Genomic DNA, 4,464 nt, shown 5'->3' on the forward strand with positions numbered 1-4,464 from the left:
GCAGCTCCGAGTCGATACCAGCCATGCTGTTTTCTTCGACCACCCGCTCGACCACGTACCGGGCATGCTGCTGCTGGAGGCCGCCTGCCAGGCCGTGCGCGCCCGCCCGGAGAACGGCGCGCACACCCCCGTCTCCTTCCACACCGTCTTCCACCGGTACGCCGAACTCCACCTGCCCCTCTGGATCGAGGCGGCCCGAGGGGCGGACGGGCCCGGCGGCGGCGTCCGTATCACCGGCGTACAAGGGGAGTCGGCGGTATTCGAGTGCGGGGTGGGCACACGGGAGCGCTGAGCTATCGTGTGCAGGGAGTAAGAAACAAACGGCATGTCCCGTTCTTTTCGGCCCCCAGGAGTGTCCAGCAGATGGTGAGGCAGCTACGCGCCGAACAGACGCGCGCCACGATCCTCACGGCCGCCGCCGAGCTGTTCGACCGTCACGGCTACGAATCGACCAGCCTCAGCGACATCGTGGAGCAGGCCCAAGTCACCAAGGGCGCCCTGTACTTCCACTTCGCCGCCAAGGAGGACCTGGCGCAGGCCATCATGGAACTCCAGTCCCGGGCCTCGCGTCAGGTGGCGGCCGAGATGGAGGGCCGCGGCTACACCTGCCTGGAGGCCCTCATCCGCACGACGTTCGCCATCTCCCGGCTCTCCGTCGAGGGCCCCGTCCCCCGGGCCGGTCTGCGGCTGGCCACCGGGGGAGTGGTGATACGCCCGCCGATGCGCCACCCCTTCACCGAGCTGCTGGACATCACCACCCGCAAACTCCACGGCGCCGCCAAGGAGTCCGACATCCACCCGGACGTCGACGCCGAGGCCGCCGCCCACTCCCTCGTCTGCTTCTTCGTCGGCACCCGGGTCGTGGGCCGCTCCCTGGAACCCGTCGCACGCCAGCCCCGCAGGGTCGCCGAGATGTGGCACATCATGGTCCGCGGCCTGGTCCCGGTACCCCGCCGGGCCCGCTACCTCACCCTCGCGACACAGCTGGAGCGGGAGATCAGGTGCGTATGACCCGCGCGGTACGGTGAGCCGCATGCCCGCCACCCCTCCCGTGCTCCTCGCGAACGAACCCGGCTCGTTCCCGCACGGCGTCCTCGCCGAGCGGCACCCCGCGATCATCCGCCAGGTGCGGGAGGCGTTCCCCTACGGCCCCGAGCGGCACCGCGCGCTGGACGCGCTCCTCGCGAGCTGCACCGAGGGCGTCGTCGAACCCCTCCCCGCCGACGCCCACGACGCCGGCCGCTGGGCCGCCTGGGGGGCCGGGGAGTTCGCCGGCCGCTCCTGGTTCGACGTGCCGTGGCTGTGGTCGGAGAGCTGGTTCTACCGCCGGCTCCTGCACGCCGTCGGCTACTTCACCCCCGGGCCCTGGCAGGGCATCGACCCCTTCCGCCCCTCGAAGTCGGCCGAACTGGACGCCCCCGGGACCGACCAGGAGCTGGGCGCCCTCGACGCTCTCGCCGAGCGCTCCCCCGACGAGCGGGAGCGGGCCCTGCTGCACGGTTCCCTGTGGGGCAACCGCGCCGACCTCGGCTTCCGGCTGTCCGCCGCCGACGGCGACACGCCGTCCGGCACCCCGCCGCTGGTCGCCGACGACAGCGAGGCCCTGTGGGCACTGCTCCCGCCCACCGGCACGGCCACCCTCTGCCTCATCGCCGACAACGCCGGCCGCGAACTCGTCCCCGACCTGCTCCTCGTCGCCCACCTGCTCACCCGGCGCCGGATCGGGCGGGCCGTCCTGCACGTCAAGCCGTATCCGTACTACGTCTCCGACGCCACCCACGCCGACGTGCTCGACGCGCTGCGCCGGCTGACCTCGGCGCCGGGCGCCGCCGGGGCCCACGGCCGCACCCTCTGGTCGGCGCTGACCGACGGGCGCCTCGTCGTCCGCGCCCACCCCTTCTCCTGCGCCCCGCTGCCGTACGCGGACATGCCCGGCGACCTCCGGGAGGAACTCGCCGGCGCCACCCTCACCGTCCTCAAGGGCGACCTCAACTACCGCCGCCTGGTGGGCGACCGGCGCTGGCCCCCCACCACGCCGTTCGCCGACGTCACCGCCGCTTTTCCCGGGCCGGTGGCCGCGCTGCGCACCCTGAAGTCCGACGTGATCACCGGCCTGGACGCCGCCACCGAGGCGGCCCTGGTGGCGGCGGAGGGACAGAAGTGGCGGACCTCCGGGACGCACGCCCTGATCCAGGTCCGCGGCTGACCGCCACCACGGCGTCCCGCCCCCTCCCGCCCCCTTTCACCGCCCCTTCCCGCCCCGCCGCCCGCGGGCCGGTGCGGCGCCAGCCCAAAAGACCTTCTCCCGCCCGCACTTCACCCCGATTCACGCGATGGTGTGATCATGTCCCCCGGCGCGGATGGCGTTCCGGGGGCAGGGGTAGGGCCCGGCCATGACGCAGCAGCCCTTCGAACTCCCGCACTTCTACATGCCGTATCCGGCACGGCTGAACCCGCACGTCGACGAGGCGCGGGCCCACACCACCGCGTGGGCCCGCGAGATGGGCATGCTGGAGGGGTCCGGGATCTGGGAGCAGGCCGACCTCGACGCGCACGACTACGGCCTGCTCTGCGCCTACACCCACCCCGACTGCGACGGCCCCGCGCTGTCGCTGGTCACCGACTGGTACGTGTGGGTCTTCTTCTTCGACGACCACTTCCTGGAGACGTTCAAGCGCTCCCAGGACCGCGCGGGGGGCAAGGCGTACCTGGACCGGCTGCCCCTGTTCATGCCGAGGGACCCGGCGACCCCGATGCCCGAGCCGCTCAACCCCGTCGAGGCGGGCCTCGCCGACCTGTGGACCCGCACCGTCCCCGCCATGTCCGAGGACTGGCGGCGCCGCTTCTCCGTCGCCACCGAGCATCTGCTCAACGAGTCCCTGTGGGAGCTGTCCAACATCAACGAGGGCCGGGTCTCCAACCCGGTCGAGTACATCGAGATGCGCCGCAAGGTCGGCGGCGCCCCCTGGTCCGCGGGCCTCGTCGAGTACGCGACCGCCGAAGTGCCCGCCCGCGTCGCCGGATCGCGGCCGCTCAGGGTGCTGATGGAGACCTTCTCCGACGCCGTGCACCTGCGCAACGACCTCTTCTCGTACCAGCGCGAGGTCGAGGACGAGGGCGAACTCAGCAACGGCGTCCTCGTGCTGGAGACCTTCTTCGGCTGCACCACCCAGCAGGCCGCCGACGCCGTCAACGACGTCCTGACCTCGCGGCTGCACCAGTTCGAGCACACCGCCCTCACCGAAGTGCCCGCCGTCGCCCTGGAACAGGGGCTCACCCCGGGCGAGGTCGCCGCGGTCGCCGCGTACGCCCGGGGACTGCAGGACTGGCAGTCCGGCGGCCACGAATGGCACATGCGCTCCAGCAGGTACATGAACGCGCGCGCCAGGCCCACCGCCCCTTGGCACGGTCCCCACGGCCCCGGCACCTCGGCCGCCGACGTCGGCGCCCTGCTCGCGGCGGCCGGCGCGGAGCGGCTGCGCGCGTACACCCACGTCCCGTACCAGAAGGCCGGGTCCTCGCCGCTGCCCGACTTCCCCATGCCCTTCCCGCTGGAGCTCAGCCCGCATCTGGGCGCCGCCCGCGGGCGCCTGACCGAGTGGACGCACCGCATGGGCATCCTCCGGGAGGGCGTCTGGGACGAGGACAAGCTCCGCTCCTGCGACCTCGCGCTGTGCGCCGCGGGCCTGGACCCCGACGCCACCGCGCAGGCCCTGGACCTCAGCGCCCAGTGGCTCGCGTGGGGCACCTACGGCGACGACTACTACCCCCTCGTCTTCGGCAACCGCCGCGACCTCGTGGCGGCCCGGCTCACCACACGGCGCCTCGCCGCCTGCATGCCCGTGGACGGCGAGGAGGCCACCGTCCCGCTCGACGCCATGGAGCGCGGTCTGATCGACCTGTGGGCCCGCACGACGGCGGACATGACGCCCGAGCAGCGGTGCTTCCTCAAGGACGCCGTGAACGTCATGACCGAGAGCTGGGTGTGGGAGCTGTCCAACCAGCTCCAGAACCGCGTCCCCGACCCGGTCGACTACCTGGAGATGCGCCGCGCGACCTTCGGCTCCGACCTCACGCTCAGCCTGTGCCGGATGGGCCACGGGCCCGCCGTACCCCCCGAGGTCTACCGCAGCGGGCCCGTGCGCTCCCTGGAGAACGCCGCCGTCGACTACGCCTGCCTCCTCAACGACGTGTTCTCGTACCAGAAGGAGATCGAGTACGAGGGCGAGATCCACAACGCGATCCTCGTCGTACAGAACTTCTTCGGCATCGACCAGCCCTCCGCGCTGAAGGTCGTCCATGACCTGCTGAGCCAGCGGATGCGGCAGTTCCAGCATGTCGCCTCGCACGAACTGCCCGTCGTGTACGACGACTTCGAGCTGTCGGACGAGGCGAGGGAGGTCATGCGAGGCTATGTGACGGACCTTCAGAACTGGATGGCGGGCATCCTCAACTGGCACCGCT

Annotated in this window: 4 protein-coding genes; all 4 read left to right on the forward strand. The window is 72.0% G+C overall.

The window, feature by feature from the left end:
• Nucleotides 1–292, forward strand: a 292-nt coding sequence (locus SZN_RS35550) for an AfsA-related hotdog domain-containing protein (RefSeq protein WP_007505062.1), incomplete at its 5' end; no start/stop codon positions are given.
• A gap of 71 nt (nt 293–363) precedes the next feature.
• Nucleotides 364–1,011, forward strand: coding sequence for a ScbR family autoregulator-binding transcription factor (locus SZN_RS35555; protein ID WP_007505064.1), 648 nt, complete (start codon nt 364–366; stop codon nt 1,009–1,011).
• 22 nt (nt 1,012–1,033) lie between these two features.
• Nucleotides 1,034–2,206 (forward strand): damage-control phosphatase ARMT1 family protein, encoded by a 1,173-nt coding sequence (locus SZN_RS35560; protein ID WP_007505067.1) that lies wholly within the window; start codon nt 1,034–1,036, stop codon nt 2,204–2,206.
• 187 nt (nt 2,207–2,393) lie between these two features.
• Nucleotides 2,394–4,464, forward strand: a 2,071-nt coding sequence (gene cyc2 / locus SZN_RS35565) for a germacradienol/geosmin synthase Cyc2 (RefSeq protein WP_007505070.1), incomplete at its 3' end; no start/stop codon positions are given.

The sequence above is a fragment of the Streptomyces zinciresistens K42 genome, assembly GCF_000225525.1.
Classification (GTDB): Bacteria; Actinomycetota; Actinomycetes; order Streptomycetales; family Streptomycetaceae; genus Streptomyces; species Streptomyces zinciresistens.